Origin of the sequence: Pleomorphomonas carboxyditropha, assembly GCF_002770725.1 — a bacterium.
Taxonomy (GTDB): Bacteria; Pseudomonadota; Alphaproteobacteria; order Rhizobiales; family Pleomorphomonadaceae; genus Pleomorphomonas; species Pleomorphomonas carboxyditropha.
The window spans coordinates 58255-82304 of record NZ_NQVN01000020.1 but is presented as its reverse complement, the minus strand read 5'-3'; the positions used below and the strand labels follow the sequence as shown (position 1 = coordinate 82304).

At 67.1% G+C, this 24050-nt stretch carries 20 protein-coding genes; 7 read left to right on the top strand and 13 right to left on the bottom strand.

Annotation, left to right across the window (positions count from 1 at the left end):
- The first annotated feature begins 84 nt into the window (after positions 1–84).
- Complete coding sequence (locus tag CJ014_RS21635; protein WP_165790936.1) at positions 85–348, top strand: DUF3861 family protein; 264 nt, start codon at positions 85–87, stop codon at positions 346–348.
- 304 nt (positions 349–652) lie between these two features.
- Here CJ014_RS21635 and CJ014_RS21630 read toward each other — a convergent pair whose 3' ends face one another.
- The 3 genes from CJ014_RS21630 to CJ014_RS21620 all read right to left on the bottom strand — a co-directional run bounded on the left by CJ014_RS21630 (position 653) and on the right by CJ014_RS21620 (position 4425).
- On the bottom strand, positions 653–1714 hold the full coding sequence (locus CJ014_RS21630; RefSeq protein WP_100082578.1) for a substrate-binding domain-containing protein: 1062 nt from the start codon (positions 1712–1714) through the stop codon (positions 653–655).
- 101 nt (positions 1715–1815) lie between these two features.
- A complete protein-coding gene (locus CJ014_RS21625; RefSeq protein ID WP_100082577.1) occupies positions 1816–2880 on the bottom strand; it encodes an ABC transporter permease in 1065 nt (354 codons plus the stop codon).
- Between the two features lie 27 nt (positions 2881–2907).
- Complete coding sequence (locus CJ014_RS21620) at positions 2908–4425, bottom strand: sugar ABC transporter ATP-binding protein (RefSeq protein WP_100082597.1); 1518 nt, start codon at positions 4423–4425, stop codon at positions 2908–2910.
- A 205-nt stretch (positions 4426–4630) separates the two neighbouring features.
- On the opposite strand from CJ014_RS21620, the gene mtnK reads away from it, so the two are divergent.
- Entirely contained in the window at positions 4631–5920 is a 1290-nt protein-coding gene (gene mtnK / locus CJ014_RS21615; RefSeq protein WP_165790935.1) for an S-methyl-5-thioribose kinase, read from the top strand.
- 105 nt (positions 5921–6025) lie between these two features.
- Positions 6026–7126, top strand: a complete 1101-nt coding sequence (mtnA, locus tag CJ014_RS21610) for an S-methyl-5-thioribose-1-phosphate isomerase (RefSeq protein ID WP_100082575.1) — start codon at positions 6026–6028, stop codon at positions 7124–7126.
- Positions 7127–7251: 125 nt separating this feature from the next.
- On the opposite strand, the gene CJ014_RS21605 is transcribed toward mtnA, so the two are convergent.
- Positions 7252–8274 (bottom strand): sugar-binding transcriptional regulator, encoded by a 1023-nt coding sequence (locus CJ014_RS21605; RefSeq protein ID WP_100082574.1) that lies wholly within the window; start codon positions 8272–8274, stop codon positions 7252–7254.
- Between the two features lie 147 nt (positions 8275–8421).
- Here CJ014_RS21605 and CJ014_RS21600 point away from each other — a divergent pair, with 147 nt between their 5' ends.
- Positions 8422–9132, top strand: coding sequence for a class II aldolase/adducin family protein (locus CJ014_RS21600; RefSeq protein ID WP_100082573.1), 711 nt, complete (start codon positions 8422–8424; stop codon positions 9130–9132).
- Positions 9133–9143: 11 nt separating this feature from the next.
- On the opposite strand, the gene CJ014_RS21595 is transcribed toward CJ014_RS21600, so the two are convergent.
- The 9 genes from CJ014_RS21595 to CJ014_RS21555 all read right to left on the bottom strand — a co-directional run bounded on the left by CJ014_RS21595 (position 9144) and on the right by CJ014_RS21555 (position 19627).
- Positions 9144–10106 (bottom strand): FAD:protein FMN transferase, encoded by a 963-nt coding sequence (locus CJ014_RS21595; protein WP_100082572.1) that lies wholly within the window; start codon positions 10104–10106, stop codon positions 9144–9146.
- Between the two features lie 8 nt (positions 10107–10114).
- Positions 10115–10654, bottom strand: coding sequence for a nitrous oxide reductase accessory protein NosL (locus tag CJ014_RS21590; protein WP_100082571.1), 540 nt, complete (start codon positions 10652–10654; stop codon positions 10115–10117).
- Positions 10651–11487 carry an ABC transporter permease gene (locus CJ014_RS21585; protein ID WP_100082570.1) on the bottom strand — a complete coding sequence of 279 codons (837 nt, stop codon included), beginning with the start codon at positions 11485–11487 and terminating at the stop codon, positions 10651–10653. The genes CJ014_RS21590 and CJ014_RS21585 overlap by 4 nt, the downstream gene beginning before the upstream one ends.
- On the bottom strand, positions 11484–12398 hold the full coding sequence (locus CJ014_RS21580) for an ABC transporter ATP-binding protein (protein WP_207765833.1): 915 nt from the start codon (positions 12396–12398) through the stop codon (positions 11484–11486). The genes CJ014_RS21585 and CJ014_RS21580 overlap by 4 nt, the downstream gene beginning before the upstream one ends.
- 1 nt (position 12399) lies before the next feature.
- A complete protein-coding gene (locus CJ014_RS21575; protein ID WP_100082569.1) occupies positions 12400–13722 on the bottom strand; it encodes a nitrous oxide reductase family maturation protein NosD in 1323 nt (440 codons plus the stop codon).
- A 9-nt stretch (positions 13723–13731) separates the two neighbouring features.
- Positions 13732–15645 (bottom strand): TAT-dependent nitrous-oxide reductase, encoded by a 1914-nt coding sequence (gene nosZ / locus CJ014_RS21570; protein WP_100082568.1) that lies wholly within the window; start codon positions 15643–15645, stop codon positions 13732–13734.
- Between the two features lie 23 nt (positions 15646–15668).
- The gene (locus CJ014_RS21565) at positions 15669–17918 is read right to left on the bottom strand and encodes a NosR/NirI family protein (protein WP_207765832.1); all 2250 of its coding nucleotides are present in this window, start codon (positions 17916–17918) and stop codon (positions 15669–15671) included.
- Between the two features lie 100 nt (positions 17919–18018).
- Entirely contained in the window at positions 18019–19197 is a 1179-nt protein-coding gene (locus tag CJ014_RS21560) for an NnrS family protein (protein ID WP_100082566.1), read from the bottom strand.
- Position 19198: 1 nt separating this feature from the next.
- The gene (locus tag CJ014_RS21555; RefSeq protein WP_100082565.1) at positions 19199–19627 is read right to left on the bottom strand and encodes a pseudoazurin; all 429 of its coding nucleotides are present in this window, start codon (positions 19625–19627) and stop codon (positions 19199–19201) included.
- Between the two features lie 331 nt (positions 19628–19958).
- Between CJ014_RS21555 and CJ014_RS21550 the strand changes: the two genes are divergently transcribed.
- The 3 genes from CJ014_RS21550 to CJ014_RS21540 all read left to right on the top strand — a co-directional run bounded on the left by CJ014_RS21550 (position 19959) and on the right by CJ014_RS21540 (position 24045).
- Complete coding sequence (locus tag CJ014_RS21550) at positions 19959–20942, top strand: helix-turn-helix transcriptional regulator (protein WP_100082564.1); 984 nt, start codon at positions 19959–19961, stop codon at positions 20940–20942.
- 89 nt (positions 20943–21031) lie between these two features.
- On the top strand, positions 21032–23167 hold the full coding sequence (locus CJ014_RS21545; RefSeq protein ID WP_100082563.1) for a TonB-dependent siderophore receptor: 2136 nt from the start codon (positions 21032–21034) through the stop codon (positions 23165–23167).
- 92 nt (positions 23168–23259) lie between these two features.
- Positions 23260–24045 (top strand): ABC transporter ATP-binding protein, encoded by a 786-nt coding sequence (locus tag CJ014_RS21540; RefSeq protein WP_245427529.1) that lies wholly within the window; start codon positions 23260–23262, stop codon positions 24043–24045.
- Positions 24046–24050 lie beyond the last annotated feature (5 nt).

Sequence of the window (24050 nt, the reverse complement as noted above, 5' to 3'; positions counted from 1 at the left end):
GCGCCGGACACATGCCGACACCAGCGAATGCTCGCGGATGCGCTCCGGATCGGTTAGGCATTGCCAAATGCAAAGGAGAACATCTTGGCCAAGCACCGCTTCCGCGTCACCGTCGACGCCGTTCCCGAGGCCGCCGAACGGCCGCTCAGCTTCGAGTTCGACAGCCACGACGACCTGATCGCCCTCGCCGACCGTCTCGGCAAAACCGGCGACGACGACCTCTTGTTCCTCGTCGGCCTCAAGCTGTTCGGCGAGGCGCTGCTCGCCCGGCGCGACGATCCGCTTTTCAAGGATTTCCGACCGCATTTCGGCGAGCTGATGAAGGCGATCAAGGGACGGCGGGACTGAGCACCCTCAATGAAAAGAAAACCGGCATCCCCAGGGGAGTGCCGGCTTATTCCTATGTGGGCCAGCCCGATTTCGGGCCGGTCATCGCGGAGGAGCGGTCTGAAGCAGACTGTGCTCCGACGAGCACAAGCGTTGGTCTATTTCCCTGTTATACCAATTCGCGAAGATGCTGATGCATCCGCTCATTGAAGCCATTGCCGATTTCTCATCTGCATCATGGGCATGAGAAATCGACAAGCGGAATACCAAGAGGCATTTTCAATGCCTCTTGGTATGATCGCGTCCCTTTACGCCTGAGGGCCGGTTAACGCTTCGGCTCGGCGATCCAGGGCGCCATCGACACATCGGCCTTGGAGAACTGCGGCAGCTTGGCCGCGAGGTCGTCCATGTTCTTGATGCCTTTCTCGAGGAGCATCTGCCGGGTGATCAGCGTCGGTGGCACCACGACCTGGGAACCGGTATCGACGCCGGCGAGCTGCAGCGCCAACGTGCGCACGCAGACTTCGCCGACCAAGGCCGACGAGGTGGCCGCCGAGGCCGCCCAGGCGCTGTTGTCTTCGACCATCGCCGAGATGTCCGGCGTCGAGATGTCGGCCGAGTAGATCTTGATCTTCTCGTTAAGGCCGGCCTCGTCGACGGCCGTCTTGGCGCCCTTGGCGAATTCGTCATAGGGGGCGAAGATGACGGTGATATCGGGATTGGCGCGCAGCACCGCCGCCGTCTGGTCGGCGACCGAGTTGGCGATCGGGTTGCTCATGGTGCCCCAGTGCGCCACTTCCTGGATGCCGGGGTATTTCTTCTTGAAGGCCTGCCAGGTCTCGTCGCGGCGGTCGAGCGGCGCGATGCCGGGCACGTAGACGTAGCCGGCCTTGAAGCTCTCGCCATTGTCGGCGATCGCCTGCTCAAGGGCGAGGCGGGCAAGCTCGCGGTCGTTCTGCTCGATCTGCGGAATGGCCGGGTTCTCGCAGTTGACGTCGAAGGCGACGACCTTGAAGCCTTCCTCCACAGCCTGGGCGGCCGGATCCTTCAGCGTCTCGGTCAGGCCGTGCTGCAGGATGATGCCGTCGACGCCGAGGTTCATCGCCTGCTGCAACATTTCCGCCTGCAGCGCCGCGTCCTGGCGGGAGTCGAGCACGTGCAGGTCGAAGCCGAGCGCTTCGGCCTGGCGCGTCACGCCGGCGAGATAGAACTGGAAGAAATCGCCGGTGGAGAGATAGCGCACCAGCGCAATCTTCATCTTGCGCTCGCCGACGATGCCCGGAGCGCCGGCGATGCCTTCGGCGAAAGCGGCGCGAAGCGGCAGGGCGCTGGCAACCGATGCGGTGGCAAGGCCGGCAAGAAATGTCCTTCTGTCGATCGTAGTCATTTTCTCACTCCTCAAATGACGTTTCCATTGACCTTTTCCGGGCGTGCCTCCTCCGCGCGCCGCGGATTACCTCGCGTTTTCCAGATGGGGCCGGAGCCGGCTCAGCGACGCTGCGAGGAGGCGAAGCCGAAAGTGAACAGCAGGGCGAAGACAAGGACGAGACCCTTGACGAAGTCCTGCGCGTAGTAGGGAGCGTTGAGCATGGTGAGGCCGTTGAGCAGCGTGCCGACGAACAGCGCGCCGACGGCCGTACCGAACACGTTGGGCTTCTTGGCGCCCAGCACCGCGTAGCCGATCAGCGCGGCGGCCACCGAGTCGAGCAGCAGCGACGAACCGGAGGTGACGTCGCCGCGGCCGACGCGGGCGGCGAGCAGGATGCCGCCGATCGAGGCGAACAGGCCGGAGATCATGTAGGCGGCGATCTTGTAGCGCTCGACCGGCGCACCGGCGAGGCGGGTGGCCTTCTCGTTGCCGCCGATGGCGTAGAGCACGCGGCCATAGCGCGAGCGCTCCATGAACACCCAGAGGATGACGGCGGCCACCAGCATGATGATCACCGGCAGCGGGATCAGGTCGAACAGACGGTAGCGGCCGAGCGCCAGGAAGGCGTCGGTGAAGCTGCCGGTCGCCGCCGAGCCGTCCGACAGCGTCATGCCCTTGGCGATCGAGCGGCCGCCGGTCGGGATCAGCTGCAGGCCGAGCAGCAGGAACATCATGCCGAGCGTCGCCAGAAGATCGGGAATGCGCCCCTTGACGATCAGCACGCCGTTGAGGAAGCCGATGAAGGCGCCGAGCAGCAGGCAGACGAGGACGGCGAGCAACGTGCCCTGGTTCAGGATCACCATCACGTAGCTCGAGGCCATCAGCGACATGGCGGCCGTCGAGCCGATGGACAGGTCGAAGCCGGCGATGGCCAGCGTGACGGTGACGCCGAGCGCCAACAGCGCCGTCACCGACACCGCCTGCAGGATGGAGAACATGTTGCGGGCGTTGGCGAAGGCCGGCTCGAGGCGCCAGAAGACGACGATCATCACGCCGAGGATGATCAGAAGACCGAACTTGATGACGAAGTCCTTGAACGTGAGGGCGGACTTCGCCGCGCCAGCTTGCACGGCAGCGGCCGGCGCGGCCGGATTGGGAGCCGGATTCGAGGATGGGGTGCTCATGATGGAAGCCTTTTGTCTTTGAAAGCGTCAGGCGAAAGTTGCGTGGGTGCCGGTGCCGCTGATCTCGGCGACCAGGGCGTCGAGCGACAGCCCATCGACCGAATGGCCGCCGACCACCGAGAAGTCGCGCATCACGATGATGCGGTCGGCGATTTCGGTCGCCTCCTCGAGATCGGCGCAGATGACCAGCGTCGCCCGGCCGGCCGCGGTTTCGCGCAACCGGCGGCCGATGTCCTGGCGGGCACCGATGTCGACGCCCTGGAAGGGCTCGTCGAGGATGAGCAGCCGGCAGGGCTGGATCAGCCAGCGTCCGAGCACGACCTTCTGCTGGTTGCCGCCCGACAGCGAACCGATCGGCACATCGATCGACGGGCACTTGATGGCGAGGTCCGCGACCTGCTCGGTCGCCGCCCGCCGCTCCTGGTCGGGCACGACCAGAGACAGCTTGGAAAAATGCCGCAGGAAGGGCAGCGTCATGTTGTGCAGCACGGAGAATTCGGAGACCAGCGACGAGTTGCCGCGATCTTCGTGCGCCATGAATACGCCCCCGGCGATCGCCGCCTGCGGCGAAGCGGCGCGGAGCGGCTTGCCATCGATGGTCACCGAGCCGGCGTGCGCGGCCGCCGTGCCGAACAGACACTCGGCGAACTCGGTCTTGCCGGCGCCGATCAGGCCGGTCAGCACCACCACCTCGCCCTCCCGAAGGTCGAGGTCGAAGGGCGCCGAGGTCGGCGTGAGAGCGAAATCACGGATTTCGACCACCGTCCGGCTACCGGCGACGGCGCTGTGGGCGCCCTCGCGGACGCGATGACCGACCATGGCATGGACGATGCCGTCGAAATCGAGCGGACGGGCAAATTCGGCGCGGGTGCGACCGTCGCGCATGACGACGGCCCGATCGGCGAGGCGACGGATGTCAGACATGCGATGGCTGATGTAGACGATGGCGACGCCGCGCGCCCTGAGGTCTTCGATCAGCGCGAACAGCCGGGCGGCTTCCGCTTCCGACAGCGACGAGGTCGGCTCGTCGAGGATCAGCACCTTGGGATCATGCGACAGCGCGCGGGCGATGGCGACCAGTTGTCGTTCGGCCTGGCCGAGCTCGCTCATCGCCTTGCCGAGCGGCAGGTCGAGACCGAGGATCGCCTGAATCTCGCGGGCTCGCGCCGCGATGGCCGAACGACTGAGGAGCACCGGCCCCTCGGGCCGGCAGATCTCGTCGAGCGCCAGGTTCTCGGCAACGGTAAGCTGCTGCACAACGCCGTCGTTGATGATCTGGTGGACGGTGTGGATGCCGGCGGCGCAGGCCTCGAGCGGCGAGCGGAAGGCGACCGTCTCGCCATCGATCTCCATCGTTCCCGAATCGGCCGGATGCACGCCGCAGAGAATCTTGATCAGCGTCGACTTGCCGGCGCCGTTGGCGCCCATCAGCGCCAGCACTTCGCCGCGCCGGACGTCAAGATCGACATCGATGACCGCATGCGTGCTGCCGAACCGCTTGTTCAGGCCACGGATGCGGATCACCTCCCTCCCTGGTTCTGTCATGCCGAAAACCGCCTCCACGGATACTTGGCAGGGGGTCCCTCCAGACCCGATGGCGGTCAACCTAGCCACACATACGTCAATTGTCAATCGATCTTGACAAATGATGAAAACGGGAACAACTTCCGCTTCCGGCGACCTCTGCCAGCATCGAGGAGCGACAGATCGTCGTGGTGGAGGCGGCAAAGCGAGGGATGGAGAAGACCCCATGACAGACGTTCGGAGCGCCCGCACCGGCGGCGCCGACTATCGGCCGATGACCGAAAGCACGCTGGCGCCCTATCTCGCCGGCTTTTCGGAAGTCGCAGCGATCCTCGACGGCGTGCCGCAGGATTGGAAGGTCACCGAGGTCGGTGATGGCAACCTCAACCTGGTGTTCATCGTGCGCGGCCCCAAGGGAGCGCTGATCGTCAAGCAGGCCCTTCCCTACGTGCGCCTCGTCGGCGACGCCTGGCCGCTGCCGCTGGACCGGTCCTTCTTCGAGAGCCAGGCGTTGATCACCGAGGACGCCGCCGCTCCGGGACTTGTGCCGAAGGTCGTACTGTTCGACGCCATGCAGGCATTGGTGGTGATGGAATTCCTTACGCCGCACATCATCATGCGCAAGGGTTTGATCGACGGCGTCGAATTTCCTCGCTTTGCGGCGACGCTGTCGGAGTTCATGGCGCAATCGCTGTTCAAGACGTCCGATCTTTACCTGCCGGCCGCCGAGAAGAAGAAGCAGATGGCGGTATTCTGCGCCAATACCGAGCTCTGCCGGATCACCGAGGACCTGGTGTTCACCGACCCCTACCGGGCAGCCAAGCTCAATCACTGGACCTCGCCGCAGCTCGACGACATTGCCCTCGAGTTGCGCGCCGACGGCCCGCTCAAGGCGGCTGCCCAGGCGATGAAGCTCAAGTTTCTCTGTCACGCCGAGGCGCTGGTGCACGGCGACCTGCATTCCGGCTCGATCATGGCGACCAGCACCGATGTTCGCGTCATCGATCCGGAATTCGCCTTCTTCGGGCCCATGGGCTTCGATGTCGGCGCGCTGATCGGCAACCTGATCCTTGCCTATCTCAGCCAGATCGGCCACGAGGATGAGAAGGGCGGCCGCGACGGCTACCGCGCCTGGATCCTGAAGCAGATGGTCGATGTCTGGACGCTGTTCTCGGCCCGCTTCGTCGAACTGTGGTCGACCGAGGGCAAGGGCGACGCCTTCACCGCCGAGCTGTTCGCCGACGCGGCAAGCCGGGCCGCTCTGGCCGAGGAACAAGCCCGCTACATGCGCGCGCTGTTCGAGGACACGCTTGGCTTTGCCGGCTGCAAGATGATCCGCCGCATTCTCGGCCTTGCCCATGTCGCCGACTTCGAAAGCATCGCCGACAAGGATGTGCGGGCGAGCGGCGAACGTCGGGCGCTACGGCTCGGCCGTGATCTCGTTGTCAACCGCGCGCGCTTTGCCAATATCGACGCCGTGGCAGCCGCCGTGGTTGCCGCCGACGCTACCCGCTGACGGCCATCCGGCCGCATCCGACTGACCCCAAGGGCGGTGAGGTGCCGCCCGCCACAAACGGACCGTCGGGCGCCTCGGGCGCACGACGGCGACCGGAGGCTTTTCATGAAAATCTACGGCAAATCCATGCGGACGATCTGGGTTGCGGCGGATAGCTGGGGGGTCGAGATCATCGACCAGACCAGGCTGCCGTTCGAGGTCGAGACGCGCACGCTGCGCTCCTGGCAGGAGGCGGCAAGCGCCATCCGCGACATGGTGGTGCGCGGCGCGCCCTTGATCGGCGCCACCGGCGCCTATGGCCTGGCACTGGCCATGCGCGAGGACTCCTCGGACGAAAACCTCGAGCGGGCCTATGCGGCGCTGCTCGCCACCCGGCCGACCGCCGTCAACCTGCGCTGGGCGCTCGACGACCTCAGGGGCCGCCTCACCCAGGTCGCGCCGTCCGCGCGCATGGGCCTTGCCTACCGCCGCGCCGCCGAGATCTGCGACGAGGACGTCGAGACCTGCAAGGCGATCGGCCGCCATGGCCTGTCCATCATCCGCGACCTCTGGGAGCAGAAGGGCAAGCCGCCGCGCTTCAACGTCCTCACCCACTGCAATGCCGGCTGGCTCGCCTGCATCGACTGGGGCACGGCGCTTGCCCCGATCTACATGGCCTTCGAGGCGGGCATTCCCGTCCATGTCTGGGTCGACGAGACGCGACCGCGCAACCAGGGCGCCAGCCTCACCGCCTTCGAGCTCGGCCAGCACGGCGTCGATCATACGGTGATCGCCGACAACCAGGGGGGCCACCTGATGCAGCACGGCCTCGTCGACCTGGCGATCGTCGGCACCGACCGCACCACGGCGACCGGCGACGTCTGCAACAAGATCGGCACCTACCTGAAGGCGCTCGCCGCCCACGACAACGGCGTGCCGTTCTACGTGGCGCTGCCGTTCACCACCATCGACTGGACGCTGGAGGACGGCGTCAAGGAAATCCCGATCGAGGAGCGCGACGCCCGCGAGCTCAGCCATATCACCGGCCGCACCGCCGACGGCCGGCTGGCGACGGTGGACATTCTTCCCAAGGGCAGCCCGGCGCTCAACTACGGCTTCGACGTGACGCCGGCCCGTCTGGTCACCGGCCTGATCACCGAGCGCGGCGTCGCAAACGCCAGCCGCAACGGCCTCCTCAAGCTCTACCCGGAGCAGAAGGCCAAATGACAACCCGCCCCTGCCCAGCATCGGACAACCGGGCCGGCGCAGGGGCGTGCGCCGGCTCCCCCCAGCCGGCGCTTCCCTTTCCCGCTTTCGCTGCGGTATGGAAGACGCTCGTCTTACGTGCAGGGCTAGAGCCGCCCAAGAACGTTGCGGGCGGTCGGCTCGTCGGTGATCAGCGCGGTGACGTAGCCGCCGCGCAGGGCGCCGAGAATGGCATCGGTCTTGTCGGGACCGCCGGCGGCGGCGATGCGGGTCGGCACGCTACGCACGTCATCGAGGGTGATGCCGATCATGCGATCATCCATGGTGCCACGCAGCCAGTTGCCGTCGATGTCGTAGAAACGGCCGGCAATGACGCCGACGGCGCCATTGGCGATGTAATATTTGCTCTCGTCGACGGAGATCAGGCCCGAGGCGAACACCAGGCTGTTGGCCTTTACCGTGCAGACGCCGAACAGCAGCTTGTTGCAGGAGCGAATGCGGGCGAACTGTTCCTGAATGGTCGGCTCGCGCATCAGCGCGTCGCGCAGCGCCGCGTTGGACAGGGCAGCCGGCGCATGCAGGTTGATCGACCGGGCGTGCAGCCGGTGGGCAATGAAAGCGACGCATTCCTCGGCCGTGAAGCCGTCGTAAGCCGAGCGCTGGCTGCCGATCACCTGCACGACGCAACTGTCCGGCATGGCCTTTTCCGGCAGGTTCTCGGCCAGCGACAGCACCGTACGGCCCCAGGCGACGCCCAGCACGTCGCCGTTCATCAGGATCTGGTCGAGATACTGGGCGCCGGCCCGGCCGATGCGCTCGCTCGGCGGCCGTATGCCGCCGTCGAAGGGAATGACCATGCATTCGGTGAGGCCGAAGGCCTGCTTGAGCTGCTGGGCAAGATCGATGGAGTTCAGGAGCTCCGGCCGCACCACCACCTTGACGTAGTGGAGGTCACGCGCCTGCTGCAGGTAGTTCACCACCGTCGCCCGCGACACGCCCATCAGATCGGCGATCTGGCTCTGCGTCATCTCGTCGTGATGGTAGAGCCAGGACGCCCACAACAGCGGATCGACGAGATATTCCCCCGGCCGTGGAAGCGGCATCCGGTTGTCCGCATCGGTGGCCGCCGACCGGTCGGCCTTGTCCTTCGTCCTTGAGCGTAGCGCCATGATCTTCCCAACCCTATCGCCCGAAGCACGTCACCCCGGCTCGACAATTGACAATCTGAGTTAACATAAGCACCCATTCGCGCCAAGTGCCATTGCTCGTCCGGCGTGTCGAACACGCCATGCCGACCCTCATCGAGGACACCCAGAATGCCTGCCAGCCTTTCCGCCCTTTCCCATCTCGCACTCCGAACCGAGATCATCGAGACTTGCCGCGAAATGAATGCCTCGGGCGTCAATCAGGGCACCTCGGGCAACGTCAGTGTCCGTATTGGCGACGGGCGCTTCCTGGTGACTCCGACCGGCATTCCCTATGCCGGCATGACCGAGGACCAGATCGTCGAGATGACGTTCGACGGCATCTATTACGGTCCCTGCCGGCCGACCAGCGAATGGCGCTTTCACCGCGACATCCTGCTGCATCGGCCGGACATCGATACGGTGATCCATACCCATTCCATGTTTTCGACGGTGATTTCCTGCCTGCGCCGCGACATTCCGGCGGTTCACTACATGGTGGCCGCCGCCGGTGGCGAGAACATCCGCTGCGCCGACTACGCCACCTTCGGCTCGCAGGCGCTCTCCGACCACGCGCTGACGGCGCTGGAAGGCCGTCTCGCCTGCCTGCTCGCCAATCACGGATTGATCGTGCTCGGTGCCAACCTCAGGAAGGCCCTCGCGTTGCTGGTCGAGGTGGAGACCATCGCCGCCCAGTATTGGCGGGCGCTCGCCGTCGGCACGCCGGTGATCCTCGACAGCGCCGAGATGCAGAACGTCTTCGACATGTTCAAGGTCTACGGCCGGCAGGACGTCGCCGATCCCGAGCTCCGCTGCGGCGGCGCGATTGCGCCTGCCGCCTGACCTTCGAAGCGTCAGACCGGCGTCGCGCGTATCTCGACGCCGGGGCGATCGAACCGGGAGAGCTCGTCCGGGGTCATCAGCACGGCGGCCGTCGACAGCGCGTCGGCGAGCGCGGCTTCCGGCGCCAGGATGCTGACGGCCGAGAAAGCGGAGGGAACGGCGCCTTTCCTCGGATGCAGGATGTGGCCGATGCGGCCGGCGGTGTCGAGAACGGTGCCGTCCATCATCGAGGTGGCAACGGCCCGGTCCTTGAGGCGGAGCGTCGCCGCCAGCGCGTCGCTGTTGGGGCCGGCGGCGAGGCCGACCTTCCAGCCGTCGCCGTCGCGGCCGCCGCCGAGGGCCTGGATCTCGCCGATGTCGAGCAGCACGTTGGCAAAGCCGCGCGCCTTCAGGAGATCGGCGACGCGATCGGTGATGTAGCCCTGGGCGACGCCGTTCAGCGTCATCGCCATGCCCGGCCGGGCGAAGCGTACCGCATCCTCATCGAACGCCACCCGATCGAAACCGACCAGTGCCAGCCGGTCGGCCAGCACGGCGGCGGGCAGCGCGTCGGTCCGTCCGCCGGCAAAATGGGCGGCGTAGGCGGCGAACAACGGCTGCACGGTGGGATCGAACAGGCCGCCCGTCTCATTGTGCACGCCGCGCGCCAGCGCCAGGAGGCGCAGGACATCGGCTTCCGGCGCGTCGAGGCGGCCGGCGGCGTTCAGGCGGGACAGCGCGCTGTCGGCGCGATAGAGGCTGAACAGCGCCTCGAGGCGGATGATCTCCTGTTCCACCGCCACGAAGGTGGCATCGGCGAGCCTCGCGTCGGCGCCGACGAGCTCGATCGAGGCGTGGGCGCCGAGCGCCGACCCGGACCAGCGGCGGACGGGCGCCGCGGCGAGCGCGGCGGGTACGAAGGCCGTGGCGGCGAGCGCCGCGCCGATGCGGATGAAGCGGCGCCGGGCGATCGGCCGGGCGAGGAGATCTGCCATGGCGGGCCTCACATCTGCATGTCGGAATGGCTCGATGGCTCGGCATTGGCCGGGCCGAGGTAGCTGTCGGGAATGTCGGCGAGCTTGACGATGGCGCCGCCTTCGCGCGCCACGAAATCGTCGGCCGCCTTCTGGCTGCCGAAGGGGATCGCCTCGGGCATGCCCATGGCGCCGGCCTGGCGGCTACCGACGACGAACACCGCCGCGTCGGCGTCGATCCAGTTGTCGCGGCCGGGCTCGGCCCAGCTCGGCGCCTTTTCCATGTCGGAGACGTAGACGGCGGTGACGTCGCCGCGCTTCTCGCCGCCGCGCAGATAGGTGACGGCGTCGCTGACCTGCGAGAACCACAGGGGATGCTCCTGTCCCTTCTCGTGGATCTGCGCCTTGGGGCCGCCGTGGTCGGCGAGATACATCTGGCAATAGTAGCCGAGCGCCTCGTCGGTCATGGTGACGGCGGCCGGCTTGACCGCCGCTTCTTCCTTGCAGGCGGCGAGCGGCAGGGCCAGGGCGGCGGAGAGCACCAGGGCGGAGAGGATGCGGTTGATCATGGACGGATTCTCCGGGTGAGGGCCCAGGCGACGGCAAGGCTCGCGAAAAGCCACAGGACGAGGACGGCGAGCGCGCTGGAAACCGGGAAAGGCAGGGTGTGGGCGAGGCCGTCGAGGCCGGCGATCGGCGCGTTCGCTTCGATCAGCGCCAGATTGTAGAGGCGGAAGGCATCGCCGGGATTGGCGAGGACGAGCGCCGGGAACACCGTCTTGGTGAAGACGCCGCCCTGGTCGACGATGACGGCGCCCAAGAGGGCAAGGTCGTAGAGCACCACCAGGATCAGCCAGGCGCCGATGGCCAGCGCCGCGGCGGTGCCGGTCTGGCGCGGCAGGCCGGAGAGGGCCATGCCCAAGGCGATGAAGACGGCGCCGAGCAATATCGCGGTGACGAGAAGCCGCCCCCAGGCGAGGAGGCCGGCGTCGTCGGCGCCGTGAACGCCGGCGATCACCGCGCCGGCAATGCCGTAGCCGATGGCGATGGCCAGGGCCAGCACGGCGAGATGGCCGCAGAATTTCGCCAGCACCAGTTCGCCGCGCTTCAGCGGCGTCGCCAGCACCAGCGCCAGCGTGCCGCGCTCGATCTCGCCGGCGATGCTGTCGTAGGAAACGAGCAGCGCCATCAGCGGCACCAGATAGACGGTGAGCGTGGAGAGGCTCGCCGCCGTCAGCGTCAGCGCGTCGACCTTCAGCGCGCCGCTCGGCCCGGAGCCGAGGAAGGCGAGCGCCAGCGCGAACAGCGTGAAGGCCAGCGTCGACAGCAGGACCCAGCGATTGCGGAAGGCGAGGCGGAACTCGGTGGCGGCCACCGCCGCCATGCGGTCGATGCCGGTCATTGGGCGGCTCCCTGAACGGTTGTGCCGGAATAGTGGCGGTAGACGTCGTCGAGATCCGGCAGGGCGATGTCGATGTCGGCGACGTCGGCGCCGAGTTCGGCGAGGCGGGCGAGCGCGCCCACCTTTTCCTCGGCCCGGCAGGTAATCACGACAGACCGGCCGTTGACCCGTTCGCCGCCGAGGCGCGCCTCTACGGCCTCGACCCGGCCTTCGGCCGCCTCGACGCGGATGCGGATCGGCAGGCCGGCCCGGCGCGACAGGTCGGCGAGCGAGCCTTCGGCACGCAGCTTCCCCTTAGCCAGGATGGCGATGCGGTCGATACGGTTTTCGATCTCCGACAGCGAATGCGACGACAGAAGCACCGCGGTGCCGGCCCGGGCCGACGCCTCCAGCACGGCATAGAACTCGCGCCGGGAGACCGGATCGAGGCCGGAGGTCGGCTCGTCGAGCAGCAGGAGGCGCGGCGCGCCGATCAGCGCCTGGGCGAGGCCGAGGCGCTGGCGCATGCCCTTGGAATAAGTGCCGACGGCGCGGCCGGCGGCGTCGGCGATGCCGACGGTTTCGAGAAGCGGCATCGCCGCCTTCGGCGCCACGCCCTTGAGGCGGGCGAAATGGGTGAGCACCTCGGCGCCGGTCAGCGCCTTGGGAAACACCACCTGCTCGGGCAGGTAGCTGACGGCGCGGCGCGCCACGTCCGAGCCGGGAGCGGCGCCGGCGATGGAGAGATGACCGCCGGCCGGCTTCAGGAAGCCGAGGACGGTCTTGAACAGCGTCGACTTGCCGGCGCCGTTGTGGCCGAGCAGCGCCACCCGTTCGCCGGGCGCCACGGCGAGGCTGACGCCGTCGAGCGCCGTCACGGCGCTGAAGCGGATGGTCAACTGTTCGACCGAGAGGATGGCGGCGTCCGTCATGTCAATTCTCCCCGGCCGGGATGAAGCCGACCGTCAAAGGGGTGGCGGGCGGGCGCGGTCCGGCGCCTTCGGGCGACATCAGCGGATGGCTGTCGACGACCCCGCCGGGCAGCAGGCCGGGAAAGCGCGACTGCGCCCAGCGGATGAGCTGCACGGCCGGCGCGCCCAGGAGCAGGCGCGTCATCGGCTGGCTCCAGGTCAGCACGTCCACCGTGTCGTTGGGCCGGTAGGGGCTGTCGGCCAGGCCATCGCCGTCGATGTCGAAGGCGACGTGATCGGACCAGAAGTTGCCGCGCGCGGCTTTGGTCTTATCAGCCTCGTCGGGAGCACCGCTCCATTCCAGCCAGCGGGTGCCGACGTATTTGACCTGGGTGCGGTTACCGATGACGGCGTTGCCGGTCAATACGTTTTCGGCCGCGCCGCCGGTCAGGTGGATGCCGATGTCGCAGCCCTCGAGGCGATTGCCCTCGATGCGGTTGCGCGTCGCGCCGTAGATGAACAGGCACTTCTCGCCGCCGTCGCGCACCTCGTTGTGGATGAGGCGCGAAGTGTTGACCGAGTTGAGGAACAGGCCGTGGGTGGCGTCGCCGACGGAGAGATTGTCGGTGGCCGTGACGTTGCGGGAGAACATGAAGGCGAAGCCGAGCATGTTGCCGCGCGACACGTTGTGCTCCAGGACGATGTCGTTGGCGTACATCGAATGGAAGGCGAAGCGCAGCTCCTGCATGCGGTTGAAGCGGTAGCGCGCCTGCATGGACGTCGAGACGAAGATGCCGTCGCGGCCGCGGCGGATGTCGTTGTGCTCGACGAGCAGGCCCGGCGCGTTCCAGACGTAGATGCCCGAGCCCATCTCGGCACGGTGGAGGTCGGTGCGGCCGACGATGGTGTTGCCGCTGACGGTGGCGTCGATGGCGCCCTGCACGTCGACGCCGATCAGGTTCATGACGATGCGGTTGCCCTCGACGCGGGCGCGGCGGGTTCCCTTGGCGAGCGCGATGCCGCTGTCGAGCTGGTCGAGCCGGCGGCCGGAGCCGGTAATGTAAAGCCTCTTCAGCGTCACGTCGTCGGCGTGAACGGAGATGACGGTGCCCTCGCCATTGCCGACGATCCGGCTGTCGCGATCGCCGATCAGCGTCAGCGGCCGGTCGATGACGATGGGGCCGTCGTAGCGGGCATTGCCGAGCCGGAGGACATCCCCCGGCGCGGCGGTTTCGATGGCCTGGCGGAGCGCGTCCGGCGCGTTGCCGACAGCGATCTCGGCGGCACCGGCGGCACCGGTGCAACCAAGAAGCACAGCGACAAGGAGACGGAGCGCGCTCGTCATGACCTATCCTCAGACAGCCTTGGGCTTCACCATCATGCGGCCGCGCATCTCCATGTGGAGGGCGTGGCAGAACCACTGGCAATAGTACCAGTGCACGCCCGGCCGGTCGGCGGTGAAGGTCACCGACGCCGTGGCCTGCGGCGCCACTTCCATGGCGATGCCGTAGTTGGAGATGGTGAAGCCGTGGGTCAGGTCCTCCACGTCGTCGAGGTTGGTGACGTAGACGGTGACCTCGTCGCCCTCGTTGACCTCGAAGCTCTCGAGGCCGAAGGCCGGCGCCACCGACGTCATGTAGACGCGCACCTTATCGCCGTCGCGGATGACCGTGCTGTCGCCCTCGATGTCGACGCCGTCGGCCTTGGCCTGCGCCACGGCATCGGCGAAGAACGGGTCGTCACGCTTCCACACCGACAGCGGGTTGACGATGTCGGCGCGCACCAGGATGCTGTCGTGCGGCTCGGCAAAGGTCGGGCTGTCGTGCACCAGCTTCATCTCGTCGCCGGTGATGTCGATCAACTGCTCGTTCTCCGGCTTGAGCGGACCGACGTTGAGATAGCGGTCCTTGGAGAACTTGTTCATCGACACCAGCCACTTGCCGTCGGCGTCCTTGGTTTCGCCCATGGAGGTCGAGTTGTGGCCGGGCTGATAGGCGACGTCGATCTTCTGCAGGATCGGATCGACCTTCTCGCCCGCATAGGCGCGGATCGCCTTGTCGATGTCCCACTTGACGATCTGGCTGTCGAGGAACAGCGTCGTATAGGCGTTGCCGCGATTGTCGAAGGCGGTGTGGAGCGGGCCGAGGCCGAGCTCCGGCTCGCCGACGACGCAGGACCGCGGGTCGGCGTTCTGGGTGAACAGCGGCTCCACCTTGTCGACGTCGATGATCGACACCGTCGGCGACAGCTTGCCGTTGATCATGATGTACTTGCCGTCCGGCGTGGCGTTGACGCCATGCGGGCTGTTGGGAATCGGCACGTAGCGGGTGTACTTGGAGTTCTTGCCCTTGCGGCCGTCGAGCACCTTGACGCCGTTGAGCTCCTGGTAGTCGCCGGCGGCAACGCCCGCCTCGATCGCCTTGATGTCGAAGATGACGACGTGGTCGACCTCGTTGGCGGTCATCTCGGCGAGGTTGACGCCCATCTCCGAATTGTAGGAGGTGGAGAAGGCATAGCGGCCCTGGTAGTCGGTGTTGGTGTTGTCGAGGTTGCCCGAGACGATGACCTGCCAGGACACTTCCATCTTGTCGCCGTCGACGGCGGTGAAGATGTTCACGTACTGCTTGGGATCGTCGAGGATCTTGCCGTCGTTGACCAGCGGCGCCTCGTGCTCGCCGTTGGCGAAGATATAGCCGGTACGCGGATACTTCTGCGGCCGCATGCCGTGGATGTCGGAAGCGTTGGGGATCTCGATGATCTTGTCGCACTTCATGACGTCGCAGCGCACGCGGGCGATGCGCGTGTTGGCCTTGTCGTTCATGAACAGGTAGCGACCGTCGTAGGTGCCTTCGGTGAACGACATGTGCGGATGATGCAGGTCGCCGTTCTGGTAGGTGTGGAGACCGCGCTTGGCCAGGAACTCCTTGGTCTGCGGCAGCAGGCCTTCGGTCAGCACCTTCAGGCTTTCGTTGGTCATGCCCCAGCCGGTGGCCGAGCAACGGTTGAACACCGGCACCCGCATCAGCTCGCGCATCGACGGCACGCCGAGAATGCGCAGCTCGCCGGTCTGGCCGGACGACCAGAAGCCGTAGTATTCGTCGAGTTCGCCCGGCTTCACCTCGGCCTTGTTGGCCGGCTCGGCGGCCTTGCTGCCGCTCGTTGCCATCAGGCCGCCGACGGCGCTCGCCGCGACGCCGGCGAATACCGCCGTCTTGGCCGTGCCGCCCAACAGCGACCGGCGTGACAGGTTGTGCGTCTCTTCACTCATAATGCTCTCCTCGGTTGTCTTTCTCATGCTTGGACCGAACCGTCCGTCCCGCTCCGGGAGGCGGTCATGCCCCCGGAGTTCGCTGCCGCCCCCGTCTGGACGAGACCGTTCTGGCGCTCGAAGCGCTCCCGCTTGCGCAGCTTGCCAATCACCACCGGGCAGCGGTCGGCGCTGCGGTAGAGCACCTGGCAATGCAGGCAGGAGACGCATTCGTTGGGGTTGATCTCACCGGTCGGGTGGATCGCCTGCACCGGACACTCGTGGGCGCAGGTCTGGCAGGGATTGCCGCATTCGCGGTAGCGCTTCAGCCAGCGGAACATGTGCAGCCGGGCCGGGATGGCGAGACCACCCCCGAGCGGGCAGACATAGCGGCAGTAGAAGCGCTCGATGAACAGGCCCGGCGTCAGCGCGGCGAGCGCAATCAGCACGTAGGGCCAGGGACGGTCGAACTTCAGGATGATCGCCGTCTTGAACGGCTCGATCTCCGCGTAATGCTCGGCCATGTCGAGCGAGTAGAAGGAGATGCCGAGAAGGCCGAGGAAGATCATGTACTTGATCGGCCAGAGGCGTTCGTGCAGCCCCCAGGGCAGGCGGACCTGCGGCACCCTCAGCCAGCGGGCGATCTGGTTCGACCACTCCTGCAGGGCGCCGAACGGGCACAGCCAGCCGCAATAGGCGCCGCGCGCCCAGAACAGCAGCGCCGCCGCCACCGCGAACCACAGGATGAAGATCAGCGGATCCATCAGGAAGGTTTCCCAACGGAAATCGCTGACCAGCGCCGACAGCACGGCGAGAAGGTTGACCACCGAAAGCTGGGCGTTGGCGTACCAGCCGACGAACACCAGCGTGAAGGCGAGATAGCCGAGGCGGATGATCTTGAACACCCGCTCGTTCTTCGTCGCGAAGGTCTGGAAGAAGAAGATGCCGGTCAGCGCGGCCAGCGCCGCGACGAGAATGGCGACCTCGGTGCGCTTGACCTCCCAGATGCGCAGCCACAGGCGATCGCGGGCCGGCGCCTCGTCGTCGACGGCGACCGCCTGGGCCGGCGTCGGGGCGGGCGCGACGGCGGCCGGCGCCGGCTGCGGCGCCGCGGCGAGGTAGGCGGGCGGCAGCGTGTAGTCGACGTCGTAGGTCAGGAACAGCTTATCGATGGCGCCGACGGCCCTGGACACCAGGAGCTGCAGCCGCCAGGGCGCCGCCGCGTCGAAGCCGGACGCCTTGGGAACGATGAAGAGGTCCATCTCGTTGAAGGTCGGCGCGTCGGCCGGCGCCATGCGGACGACGCGCAGGTGATCCTTGTCGCGGAAGCGGATGGTGGCCTCGCCCTGCAGCAGCGTGATGCGGTCGAAGATGCCGCCGCGCACGTAGCCCGAGCCCTTGAAGGACCAGCGGCCGGTGCTGCCGACGAAGATCGCCTCGTCGCCTTCGCCGAGCCGGCTCTTCAGGTTCGCATAGGCGGCGTCGCCGAGGAGAGTGCGGCCGATCGACGGTTGGCTGACCAGCCCAACGTAGATGTCGATGTAGGGGTCGGGGTCGGCGCCGGCCTCGCGGTGGGCGGCGGCGCGCGGATCGCCCTGCTTGTCGAAGGCGGCATTGATCTCGCCCACCGACAGGCTGAACCGGCGCACCGAACCGTCGCCGGCAAGCGTCGTCCAGTCGGTGACCGCGTCCTTGCTGCGATCCACCATCTTCACGTCGGCAACCGGGCCGGCGCCGGCCGAGAAGCCTTCGAGCCCGAGGGTGCGCGCCGCCTTGATGCCGGACCGGCGGATCGAATCGTCGATCACCATGATGGTGACGGTGGCGCCGGAGACGATGTCGAGATCGTGGGGGGCGCCGGCCGCCTCGCGCTTCAGATCGAGGCCGGTATACTTCTCGATCATCGCCTTGATCTTGGCCTCGGGAATGCCGACCAGCACGATCGGTTCGGAGTGCTTGACGAGGCGGGCGCCGGTGACCACCGCCTTGTCGTCAACGCCGATCAGAATGTTGATCGGCTTGCCCGAATAGCCGGTTGCCGGCACGAAATCGGTATTGAGGAACACCCAGCCGACGCGGGTCCCGCCCTTGAGGGCCGGCGCCGCCGGCATGTCGGCGCGAATGGGGCCGAAGGCATCGGCTCCCGGCACCAGGTCGGAAGGCGCCGCCTTGCCAAGAAAATCGGCAAGACTGGCCGCTCTCGACGGCGCCGCGACGAGGGCCAGGGCGAGCACCAGGCAAAACGCCACCATCGTCCTGGCAAGCCAGGGGGTCGTTTTTCCCGCTTGTCTCATCCTGCCCCTCCGGACTCAGCCCAACATGAAGTATGCCACCACGTTTTCATGACGGGACATGAACCTTCGTTGCGCTGGCACAAACTCGATTTGATTTGGATCATGCCCGCCCGTCGGCCCGCGGCCCGGTGAGAATGCCGGCATAGCCGATGGCGAACGCCAGGAAGGCGGCTGCCCACAGGAGGCCGGCGCAGGCGAGGACGTGGAAATAGGCGTCGCCCGTGTAGGGCGCCGCCATGCGCAGGAGCGCACCGACCGACACCAGGGCGTAGATGGCGAGTTCCAGCCGGCCGGCCGTCAGCGGTCGGCCGGTGTGGCCGCGGCTCACCCGCGTCATCACGCCGAGCACGGTGAGGCCGACGCTGCCGGCGGTCCAGAGATGCAGCGCCGCGGCCGGGTCGACGCCGGCCGGCCAAAGGATGGCCAGCGCTTCGACGAGGAAGCCGGCGGCAACCGTGGCGATGGCGACATGCAGCACGAGAAGGAGCGGCTCGCTTCGGGCGGCGAGGCCGCGCCAACGCGTCAGGCGGGCCGCCGTCAGCAAGCCGGCGAGCCCGAGAAGCGCCGCCGTGCCGACCCAGGCCGGCGACACGGTCCAGGCGATAAAGGCGAGTCCCGCGGCGATCATGGCCACGGCGTCGAAACGGTCGAAGGGCGCCGGCAGACGGCTTTCACCGCGCGCCTTCAGCCAGTTGCGGGTAAAGGCGGGCGTGATGCGTCCGCCCATCAGCAGGATGAGCATCAGCACCGCCGACAGCGCGGCCCGGACGGAGATGTCGGCCAGCCCGTTCTCCATCGCTTCGGCGTGAAAGCCGGCATCGGCCAGCGCCAGAAGCAGAACGAGGCCGACGACGCGCAGGTTGCGCCAGTTGCCGGCCAGCATCACTTCGCGGCCGAGCATGACGGCGAGTGCGATGGGAAAGGCGAGGTCGATGAGGGCGGCGGCGACCGGCCCGGTCAGCGCCGACACGGAAACGGCGATCCGGCCGGCGAGCCAGATCAGCGCCAGGACCGCCAGCGGCCGGCCGGTAATGGTCGGCCGGCCGGTCCAACTGGAAACGGCGGTCAGCGTGAAGCCGGCAATGATCGCCGGCACGCCGCCGAACAGCATGGCGTGGATGTGCCAATCGCGCGGAGCGAAGGCGGTGGGCAACGCGGCGTGTCCCATGTAAAGGGGCACCCAGACGAGGATCGAACCGGCCATCCAGAACGCGGCCAGCAGGAAGAACGGCCGGAAGGCGCCCGAAAGCAGGCGTCGCCACCCCGCGATGCCGGTCATGTCAGAGGCTACCCAGCAGTTCGGTGAACAGCTTGCCGGCCTTGCCGGGATTCTTCACCTTCTTGGCGGCTTCGAGGTTGGACGACGGGTCGCCGACCACCACCAGGGCCACCATGCCCATCACGTAGTGCGGCTTGCACTTGACGCCGTAGACGCCCGGCTGGGTGAAGGTGACGGTGACGTCCTTGCCGATCTTGCCTTCGAAGGGCTGGGCCCCGTCGGGCAGCATGCCGGGGATGCTCATGGCGTCGTGGCCGGCATCGGTGGAGACGAAGGTAACCGTGTCGCCCGGCTGGATCTTCACCAGATCGGGTTCGAATACCATGACACCCTTGGCGCCTTTATTGAGCATCTTGACCTGATAATCGGCGGCGGTAGCAGGAAGAATGGCAACCGCGAGGGCAGCGGCAGCCAGGAGGATCGTCTTCATTCTTCAACCTCGTTATGTGGATTCTGTTGCTCAATATAAGGGGTAGTACGCTTCGTACGTTGCGAAAACGCAAACTCCTGTATCGACTTCCGCCTTCCGAACAGGCCCGCCCGGCGCGGGCGATCCCTGCCCGGCGATGCCATCCGAGCCCCCTGGCATGGCTATCCGATTGATCTGCATCAAAGACAGCCTTGCCGCGCCGCATTTATTGCAAGCGCCTCTCAATGTCAGAAAGTTTCATTCGCGTAGGTATTCGAACTTATAAACTTGATTTAGTTACTCAGCTTTTTTAGCGTCTGGTCGACAGGCAACTATCGAATGGGAAGAGGCCATGGCGACCGACTTTCGGCCACAGATGACCAGCAGCATTTCCGGCATCACCGTGCGGGACGATCTCCGCTGGCGGGCCTGGAACGGCTGCGTTGCCGACCTCTGGGACGTCAGCTGCGAGGCGGGCGCCCGCGGCGCCTACGTGTCGCGGACCCCGCGCCTGTTCGTCCTGCTCGGCGATGTCGGCGAAGGCGGCCTCGACATCCGGGACGCGGCGGGCCGGCAGCACCGGCTCGACGGCGACCGGCGGTTCTGCTTCGTGCCGGCCGGCTACCCGATCGAGAGCTTCGTCGACCGGCTCGACGAGCTCAGGCATCTCGACCTGCATTTCGATATCGCCACGCTGGCCGCCCAGTCCGGCGGGCGCATCCATCCCTGTCAGTTCCTGTCGCCCCGGATCGGCTTCTCGGCGCCCGGGCTATCGCCGCTCGCCTCGCTGATCGCCGACGACTGCGCCGAGGGGCGGCGCGACGACCTCTACGGGGAAAGCCTGGTGCTGGCGCTGCTGGTCGAGCTGCTGGACCTGCGTCAGGTCGCCGGGCCGCAGCCGGACGCCGGCCTGTCGCGCTGGCAGATGAATCGCGTCGTCGACTACGTGCGGGCCAACATCGTCCGCAACGTGTCGCTGGCCGAGCTGGCGTCGCTGGTGGGATTGTCGCCGGACCATTTTGGCGTCGCCTTCCGGACGGCGGTCGGCAAGACGCCGCATCAGTTCCTGCTCCATTGCCGCGTCGAAATGGCAAAGGACATGCTGATCCGGGAACAGGCCACCCTGTCGGCGATTGCCGTCGACACCGGCTTTTCCGACCAGGCGCATTTCACGCGGGTGTTTCGCCGGCTGACCGGCCAGACGCCGGCTCTCTGGCGGCGCGAGCAGCGCATCCAGCACGCCCTCGCTCACGCGGCATTGGTGGAAAGAGCGACACTTCATCCCGCTTTCATTCCAAACGCCCCGGCTTCGTTCAATCGGCAAATCGCGACTTGACCTATCGAGTCGGCTCAGGAACGACCGTGGCGCCTTTTGCCGGACCGGTGAAGCATGCGCTGCGGTCGACGTCACCGGAGACCCGATCGATGCCGCCCGACAGCACTGCCCTCATCCGCGCCCTGACGCTGACGCTCGCCGCCCTGCCGCTCACCGGCGCGGCCCACGCTCAATCGACGACTCCGACCGTCACGCTCGACGAGATCGTCGTGCAGGGCGAAGGCGGCTCGGGCACGGCGCCGGTGAAGGGCTACGTCGCCAAGGCCACCACGACCGGCGCCAAGACCGATACGCCGATCGAGAAGGTGCCGCAGTCGGTGTCGGTGATGGGCCGCGAGGAGATCGACGCCCGCGCCGCCGACAAGGTCGACGAGGCGCTGCGCTACACGCCCGGCGTCTTCGCACAGCCCTTCGGGCCGGACGGCGACACCAACTGGCTGTATATCCGCGGCTTCCAGGCGACGCAGAGCGGCATCTATCTCGACGGGCTGCAGAGCTACAGCTACGCCTTCGGCGGCTTCCTGATCGACAGCAACGATCTCGAACGCATCGAGACGCTGCGCGGCGCCTCCTCGGTGCTCTACGGCGGCAGCAACCCAGGCGGCCTCGTCAACCTGGTGTCCAAGCGGCCGACCGGCGAGCGCATCCGCAAGATCGAGACCGGCATCGACAACAACGGCTACGCCTCGTTCGGCTTCGACATCGGCGACAAGCTCAGCGACACCGTGGCGGCCCGCGTCAGCGGCCGCATCGCCGGCGGCGACGGCTATACCGACTTCGAGGAAAACTTCCGCGGCACGGTGTCGCCGTCGATCAAGATCGACCTCAGCGACACCACCGAACTGACGGTGCTCGCCAACTACACCCACCTCGACGGCGTGCACAACGGCGGCGCCTTCCTGCCTTACGTCGGTACCGTGGTGGCCGCCCCGTTCGGCTACATCGACCGGGAGGCCAACTTCACCGAGCCGGATATCGACGATTACGAGCGCGAGCAGGGATCGCTCGGCTACGAGCTGAAGCACAACTTCGGCAACGGCTGGAAGGCGACGCAGGCGACGCGGGTCGCCTACAGTGACGTCGAAGAAAGCTCGCTTTACCCTTACGGCTATACCGGCTGGGCGACCTCGCCGGCCGCCGGCACCGACACGCTCACCCGAATCAACTTCGCCCACCACAGCAAGACCTTCGCCATCAACACCGACAACCGGATCGAGGGCGAGGTGAACACCGGGCCGCTCGCCCACAAGCTGTTGTTCGGCATCGATTACCGCCTGTTCGATCTCGACCAGGTACAGGCGTCCTCCTCCGGCACCGACATCTCGGCCACCAACCCGGTCTACGGTTCACCCCAGACCACGCCGAGCGCCTACATCGACCAGACGCTGCGGCAGCATCAGCTCGGCGCCTACGTCCAGGACCAGATCGCCTTCGGCGGCGGCTGGCTGGCCACGCTGAACGGCCGCTACGACCACGTCTGGACCGACGCCGTCGGCACGCCCGCCTATTCCGGCGACGACGGCGAATGGAGCGGCCGCGCCGGCCTCGCCTACGAGTTCGACAACGGCCTGACGCCCTATGCCAGCGTCTCGACCTTCTTCAACCCGGTGCTCGGCGCCAACGGCAGCGGCGTGTTCGTGCCGGAGACCGGCCAGCAGTACGAGGCCGGCCTCAAGTACCGGCCCGACTGGATCGATGGCCTGTTTACCCTCTCGGTGTTCGACCTGACCAAGCAGAACGTGCTGACCGGTCCGTCCTACGCCCAGACCCAGCTCGGCGAGGTCAACTCGCAGGGCGTCGAGCTCGAGGCCAAGGTCAACCTCACCGAGAACTGGAAGCTCACCGCGTCGGCCACCTTCATGGACGTCGACATCACCAAGGACGCCGACGCCGCCATCGTCGGCAAGACGCCCTACGTCATCCCCGAGACGATGGCCTCGGCCTGGCTCGACTACACCTTCTCCACCGGCACCTTCGAGGGCTTCGTGGTGGGCGGCGGCCTGCGGTACGTCGGCTCGGCCTGGGCCGACAACGAAAATACGCTGAAAGTGCCCGACGTCTTGCTGGCCGACGCCAGGATCGGCTACAGCCGCGACAACTGGGGCGTCGACCTCAACGTCAACAACATCTTCGACACCGATTACGTCGCCTCCTGCCAGACCGCCTATTCCTGCGGCTACGGCGAGGGGCGGGTGATCAAGCTCACCGGCCACTTCAGCTGGTGAATCAGGGTCCCTGACCGGACCGGCGACAGATGCCCGCAGATCCCGGCCAGCCGGGGTCTGCGGGCGATGCATTGCACGAAAGGCGATCGGGCGTGGATGACAACGGACCGGACTTCGCTCTCGATGGCGCCGGCTTCTCGGCCGGCGGCCGGCCGATCCTTCGCCGGCTGAGCCTCCGCCTTGCGGCCGGCCGCCTCCATGCCCTGGTCGGTCCCAACGGCTCGGGCAAGAGCACCTTCCTGAAGCTTCTCGCCCGCCAGCTCCTGCCCGACGCCGGCGCCATCCGGCTCGGCGACCGTCCTCTCCCGGACTTCGGATCGCGCGCCTTCGCCCGCGAGGTGGCTTTCATGCCGCAATTCACGCCGGCGACCGACGGCATGACGGTGAAGGAGCTGGTGGCGCTCGGCCGTTTCGCCTGGCACGGCGCGCTGGGGCGCAGCTCGCCGCGCGACCGGGCGGCGGTGGAGGCGGCGATCGAGCGTTGCGACCTCGTCGCCTTCGCCCGGCGGTCGGTCGACGAGCTGTCCGGCGGCGAACGCCAGCGCGCCTGGATCGCCATGATGCTGGCCCAGGAGAGCCGCTGGCTGCTGCTCGACGAGGCGACCTCGGCGCTCGACGTCGGCCATCAGGCGGATATCCTCGATCTGATCGCCGCGCTGACCCGCGAACGCGGCGTCGGCGTGGTCGCCGTGCTGCACGACATCAACATGGCCGCCCGCGTCGCCGACGAAATCCTGGCGCTCGACGGCGGCAATCTCGTCTTCCGCGGCGACCCGGCCGACGTCATGCGGCCGGAGGTGCTGAAGCCGCTGTTCGGCCCGCGCGTCGACGTGCTGCCCGCCGAGGGGCCGCACCCCGCCCTCGCCTATCTGCGCTGAGGCCC

What these genes read in the sequence shown, in the direction of transcription:
- CJ014_RS21630 (WP_100082578.1), bottom strand. Translation starts at nt 1,714, where the DNA reads ATGACTACGATCGACAGAAGGACATTTCTTGCCGGCCTTGCCACCGCA.
- CJ014_RS21625 (WP_100082577.1), bottom strand. Translation starts at nt 2,880, where the DNA reads ATGAGCACCCCATCCTCGAATCCGGCTCCCAATCCGGCCGCGCCGGCC.
- CJ014_RS21620 (WP_100082597.1), bottom strand. Translation starts at nt 4,425, where the DNA reads ATGACAGAACCAGGGAGGGAGGTGATCCGCATCCGTGGCCTGAACAAG.
- mtnK (WP_165790935.1), top strand. Translation starts at nt 4,631, where the DNA reads ATGACAGACGTTCGGAGCGCCCGCACCGGCGGCGCCGACTATCGGCCG.
- mtnA (WP_100082575.1), top strand. Translation starts at nt 6,026, where the DNA reads ATGAAAATCTACGGCAAATCCATGCGGACGATCTGGGTTGCGGCGGAT.
- CJ014_RS21605 (WP_100082574.1), bottom strand. Translation starts at nt 8,274, where the DNA reads ATGGCGCTACGCTCAAGGACGAAGGACAAGGCCGACCGGTCGGCGGCC.
- CJ014_RS21600 (WP_100082573.1), top strand. Translation starts at nt 8,422, where the DNA reads ATGCCTGCCAGCCTTTCCGCCCTTTCCCATCTCGCACTCCGAACCGAG.
- CJ014_RS21595 (WP_100082572.1), bottom strand. Translation starts at nt 10,106, where the DNA reads ATGGCAGATCTCCTCGCCCGGCCGATCGCCCGGCGCCGCTTCATCCGC.
- CJ014_RS21590 (WP_100082571.1), bottom strand. Translation starts at nt 10,654, where the DNA reads ATGATCAACCGCATCCTCTCCGCCCTGGTGCTCTCCGCCGCCCTGGCC.
- CJ014_RS21585 (WP_100082570.1), bottom strand. Translation starts at nt 11,487, where the DNA reads ATGACCGGCATCGACCGCATGGCGGCGGTGGCCGCCACCGAGTTCCGC.
- CJ014_RS21580 (WP_207765833.1), bottom strand. Translation starts at nt 12,398, where the DNA reads ATGACGGACGCCGCCATCCTCTCGGTCGAACAGTTGACCATCCGCTTC.
- CJ014_RS21575 (WP_100082569.1), bottom strand. Translation starts at nt 13,722, where the DNA reads ATGACGAGCGCGCTCCGTCTCCTTGTCGCTGTGCTTCTTGGTTGCACC.
- nosZ (WP_100082568.1), bottom strand. Translation starts at nt 15,645, where the DNA reads ATGAGTGAAGAGACGCACAACCTGTCACGCCGGTCGCTGTTGGGCGGC.
- CJ014_RS21565 (WP_207765832.1), bottom strand. Translation starts at nt 17,918, where the DNA reads ATGAGACAAGCGGGAAAAACGACCCCCTGGCTTGCCAGGACGATGGTG.
- CJ014_RS21560 (WP_100082566.1), bottom strand. Translation starts at nt 19,197, where the DNA reads ATGACCGGCATCGCGGGGTGGCGACGCCTGCTTTCGGGCGCCTTCCGG.
- CJ014_RS21555 (WP_100082565.1), bottom strand. Translation starts at nt 19,627, where the DNA reads ATGAAGACGATCCTCCTGGCTGCCGCTGCCCTCGCGGTTGCCATTCTT.
- CJ014_RS21550 (WP_100082564.1), top strand. Translation starts at nt 19,959, where the DNA reads ATGGCGACCGACTTTCGGCCACAGATGACCAGCAGCATTTCCGGCATC.
- CJ014_RS21545 (WP_100082563.1), top strand. Translation starts at nt 21,032, where the DNA reads ATGCCGCCCGACAGCACTGCCCTCATCCGCGCCCTGACGCTGACGCTC.